Origin of the sequence: Gelidibacter sp. (assembly GCF_035577925.1) — a bacterium.
In the GTDB taxonomy this organism is placed as follows: domain Bacteria; phylum Bacteroidota; class Bacteroidia; order Flavobacteriales; family Flavobacteriaceae; genus Gelidibacter.
On the sequence record NZ_DATJCY010000068.1, the window covers coordinates 1 to 4,870 of the forward strand.

A 4,870-nucleotide genomic window follows, 5' to 3' on the forward strand; every position below is an offset into this window, starting at 1 on the left:
CTAATCACAATTTGAGCTTCGTCTATATTCTTATTAGCAATTTCCAAGGCGTTCAATAGCGCTGCCGCAGAAATGATGGCTGTACCATGTTGATCGTCGTGCATCACCGGAATATCCAGTTCTTCCTTTAAACGCCGTTCAATTTCAAAAGCTTCGGGAGCTTTAATATCTTCAAGATTTATACCTCCAAAAGTTGGAGCAATCATTTTGACGGTTTGGATGAATTCTTCAACATTTTCGGTACCAATTTCAATGTCAAAAACATCAATATCAGAAAAAATCTTAAAAAGTAAGCCTTTACCTTCCATGACTGGTTTTGATGCCTCTGGTCCAATATTTCCTAAACCTAAAACTGCCGTTCCGTTAGAAATTACAGCAACCAAGTTGCCTTTGGCAGTATATTTATAAACATTATCAACATTTTTTGCAATTTCTAAACACGGCTCTGCAACGCCTGGCGAATAAGCCAATGACAAATCGCGCTGCGTGGCGTATTTTTTTGTAGGTACCACTTGGATTTTGCCCGGTGTTGGTTTTGCATGATATACTAGTGCCTCTCTACGTTTACTCTGCTTGCTCATAAGAATTTAATATTTTTGATAAAAAAACAAAGGTAAGTGTTTTATAAGAAAACAAAACTGACATTAATTGGTTTTGAAATAAAATTATTGAATCGCTAAATTTAAAATTAACTGCTAGAATATTTAAGAGTGTTTTTAAGCCAAACTAAGATTGACCAATATGGCTAAACAACGTTATGTCTTCATATTATATCCTGATTTACGTTACTATTTCATCTTTTTAAGCTAATCAATTGATTTATATTTGTAGCGAAGTTGTCATACTCCTTATGGATGTAAAAAAAATTATTGTTGCCCTTTTTCTTTTAGGCACTCAAGTTCTTGCTGTTGCCCAAGTACCTAACACTGAAAAGGACTCAACGAACATGTATCAGAAAATTGAGGATTATTCACAAAAAAGTAAATTCACAAAAAAACTCTATAATCTTGTTTTTAGATCGACCGCTAAAAAACCGGTAAATACTCCTGAAAACCTTTCCAGACAAAACTTTGCACCTTTTGAAGGTAAAATCATCCGTAATATCTCGATTAAAAGTAATGATCCGTTTGGTTTTTCATTTACAGACAGTACACAAACAGCCAATAGTTGGATAGAAAAAACAGGAAACTTTATACATATTAAAACAAAACCCTTTGCAATAAGAAACATACTACTGATAAAAGAAAACACCCCGCTCGATACGTTTTTACTAAATGAAACAGAGCGTTTAATCCGTTCACAAAGTTTTATCAGACGTGTTCAAATTACAGCCAATCCTACAAATACTTCGAAGGACTCCGTCGATGTTCATATTGAAGTTCTGGACTCATGGAGTATGATTCCTAATGCATCGCTATCATCTTCAAAAACGAAAATAAAATTAAGAAACCGAAATTTTCTTGGTTTTGGACATGAATTTAATAATGATCTAATTAAAAGTTTAGAAAACAACAGATATGGCTATGAGATGAACTATAGCATTCCAAATATCAAAAACACTTTTATAGAAACCACCATGGCCTACAAACACGATCTTGATGGCTATTATGAGAAGGTCCTAAACATTGAACGTCCTTTCTATTCACCCGTAACCCGATGGGCAGGAGGCATCTACCTTGACGAACAGTTTAGAAAAGATTCTTTGCAAAACGCCAATCATGAATCGGGCTTACAAAATTTTAAATACCATACTCAAGATTTTTGGGCCGGCCATGCGTTTAAAATCTCTGGTGGTCAATCGGAAAGAGAACGCAGTACAAACGTCATTAGCAGTTTGAGATATTTGCATGTGGGTTATAAAGAACGCCCTACGGTTGCTTATGATAGCATTGGGTATTTTGCCAACGAATCCTTTTATTTGGGAGGTATGGGGATTGCTTCACGACAGTTTATAAGAGATAGTTATATTTTTAGGGATGGCACTATTGAAGACGTTCCTGTTGGTGCAATTTTTGGGTTAACGGGAGGCTATCAACGAAAAAACCAAAGTAATCGGATGTATTTGGGCCTTAAGATTTCGCATGGCAATTATTTTAATTGGGGTTATCTGAGCACTAATTTTGAAGTTGGAACTTTCGTCAACCACAGTCATTTGGAGCAAACCACAATTTCTTTGCAGGCCAATTACTTTACCAATTTAATTTCACTGGGCTCCTCCTGGAAAATGCGCCAGTTCGTAAAACCTCAAATCCTCATTGGTACTAACCGAATGCCATCGCCAGGCGACAGGATTACCATTGATCATGACAACCGATTTAAGGGTGTTTATGACAACCAATTTGATCTTAAAAGTGGTGCTGGCATACAGGGATTTGACAGTAATTTAATGGGTACAAAAAAATATGTGCTATCGTTGCAAACACAATTTTACTCGCCTTGGGAACTTCTCGGATTTCGGTTAAACCCCTATGTGAACGTGAGTGCAGCAATGTTAGCAGAAGAAAGTGTTTCGATTTTTAAAAGCAAATTATACACTTCGATTGGTGCTGGCGTGATCATCAGAAATGACTATTTAGTATTTAATTCCTTCCAATTATCGTTTTCCTTTTTTCCAAAAATCCCTGGGGTTGGCAATAATATTTTTAAAACGAATGCTTTTGAAACCAAAGATTTTGGATTTCAAAGTTTTGAATTGGGAAAACCAACGCCCGTTTGGTATAATTAATCCTTCAAAAACGCGATATTCCGTTTTAAACCAGAAAATTTTGTTCTTTTGACTGCAGATTTTTTAAAAAGCTCACTAAAAACATCTTCTGTAATTTCTTCCCAATCTTGTTTGGTCATTGACAATAAATCGGGATGTGGATTAAATAAAGGTTCACTATGTGCTTTTGAAAAACGATTCCACGGGCAAACATCTTGGCAAATATCGCAACCAAACATCCAGTCGTCAAATTGACCTTTGAAATCACTAGGAATGCTATTTTTCAGTTCGATGGTCAAATAAGAAATGCATTTACTGCCGTCCACCACATAAGGCTCAGTAATAGCTTGTGTTGGACAGGCATCAATACATTTGGTGCAAGTTCCGCAATGATCGGTGGTTGGCAAATCGTATTCAAGATCTAAATCGATAATTAACTCTGCAACAAAATGAAACGAACCTCTTTGTTGGGTTAATAAAAGCGTATGCTTTCCTACCCAACCCAATCCTGATTTTGCCGCCCAAGCTTTATCCAAAACAGGTGCGGAATCAACAAAAGCTCGGCCATGGACCTCGCCGATTTCCTCATGAATAAAATTTAAAAGTGCTTTGAGCTTATCCTTGATAATAAAATGATAATCGGTACCGTAAGCATATTTTGATATCTTAAAAGTATCTTGAATTTGAGTTTCTTCTGGAAAATAATTTAACAATAATGAAACGACACTTTTTGAATCTTCGACCAACTTGGTAGGATCGAGCCGTTTGTCAAAATGGTTTTCCATATACTGCATTTCACCATTCATCTTATTATTTAACCATTTTTCAAGTCGTGGGGCTTCTTCTTCCAAAAATTGTGCTTTACTAATACCACAAGAAATAAAACCAAGGCGTTTGGCTTCGGTTTTTATAAGTTGGCTATATATTGCTTTTTTGCTCAATTTTTATTCAATTGCCTTTTTTCAAATCTTAAAAAGGCATTTTTAGGTTTTAGAGTAATCAAAGGAATAATTTCGATGGTTTAAAATTCCGGAAAAATGCGATAGGTTTTGACCAATTCGTTAATAGCAATAATCATCTCAAACATAGCAAAATTATTGCCGATGCATTTTCGTGGGCCAGCACCAAAAGGAAAATACTGAGAAGAAAACTTACGATCACCTTCTGCAAAACGCTGTGGCAAAAACTGTTCTGGCCTATCCCATAAGTCTGGATGACGATGGATTTCATAAATGGAAAACAGAACATTAGAGCCTTTCTTGAAAACCATATCGTTAAATTCGTCATCACTTAAATTTACTCGATCTATAACATGAACCGGCGGATACAAACGCATGGTTTCTTCAATGACCTGACGGCATATTTTTGAAGCATTGACTTCTGCCATTAAATCCCCTTTTGTAGAATTTTCTAAATGCTCTAGATAAATTTTATCTTGCCATTCGGGATGTTGGGCTAAAAGCTGTGCTATAAATGTTAAGGCATTGGATGTGGTTTCATGACCTGCAGTAAAAAGAATTAAGATTTCATCAATAAGCTGTTCTTCTTCCATACAACTACCATCGTCATAACGCGCTTGCAAAAGCATATCCAACAAATCGTCATGATGTACTTCTGACTTACGGCGGCTATTGACAATCCGTTTAAGGATTTGCCGTGCTTCATCCATAAGATTCAGATGTTTTTTTATAACACCACTAAATTTGAACCATCCTGCCAAATAGGGTTGTCTGAGTTCTTTGACCAACATATTTTGGGCAGCTTCGGTGATAAACTGTAATCGGCTAATATCTTCATCACTGGCCGCACTACTGAACAATGATTTAACTACGGTTTGAAATGCCAAATCATTAAAAACAGGAAAAACGTCAATCGTGACGCTAGGTTGAAAAATCTTGTATTCCTTTAAAATTGCCGCTTGTATCTTATCCAGTAAATTCGTCAAATACGTCTTATGAAAAGCTGGTTGGATCAATTGCCGTTGCTTCTTCCAAGATTCGCCTTCAGAAGTCAACAAACCTTTACCTATATATTTTGCTAAATCTTGTGTTTGGATTTTGGTTTTAGCATAGTTTTTATGATTTTTTTGAAGAACATATTCTGCAAAAGATGCATCACGCGAAAAAATAATTTCGGTCGAAAAACCAATCTTCAATTTGAAAGTAT

General features: G+C 35.9%; 3 protein-coding genes and 1 pseudogene. 1 reads left to right on the forward strand and 3 read right to left on the reverse strand.

Annotated elements, in window-relative coordinates; translation table 11 throughout:
* Positions 1–581, reverse strand: a pseudogene (locus VNJ50_RS02095) (NADP-dependent malic enzyme); the annotation flags it as partial.
* A 269-nt stretch (positions 582–850) separates the two neighbouring features.
* Between VNJ50_RS02095 and VNJ50_RS02100 the strand changes: the two are divergent.
* Positions 851–2,725 (forward strand): hypothetical protein, encoded by a 1,875-nt coding sequence (locus VNJ50_RS02100; RefSeq protein WP_325578590.1) that lies wholly within the window; start codon positions 851–853, stop codon positions 2,723–2,725.
* Here the strand turns inward: VNJ50_RS02100 and queG are convergent.
* Both queG and VNJ50_RS02110 read right to left on the reverse strand, forming a co-directional pair.
* Positions 2,722–3,645, reverse strand: a complete 924-nt coding sequence (gene queG / locus VNJ50_RS02105) for a tRNA epoxyqueuosine(34) reductase QueG (RefSeq protein ID WP_325578592.1) — start codon at positions 3,643–3,645, stop codon at positions 2,722–2,724. The two genes, VNJ50_RS02100 and queG, sit on opposite strands and share 4 nt — an antisense overlap.
* An 80-nt stretch (positions 3,646–3,725) precedes the next feature.
* On the reverse strand, positions 3,726–4,870 hold a 1,145-nt coding region (locus VNJ50_RS02110), incomplete at its 5' end, for a cytochrome P450 (RefSeq protein WP_325578594.1).

Bases quoted from the DNA above. Each gene is read 5' to 3' on its own strand.
- VNJ50_RS02100 (WP_325578590.1), top strand. From the start codon at position 851: ATGGATGTAAAAAAAATTATTGTTGCCCTTTTTCTTTTAGGCACTCAA.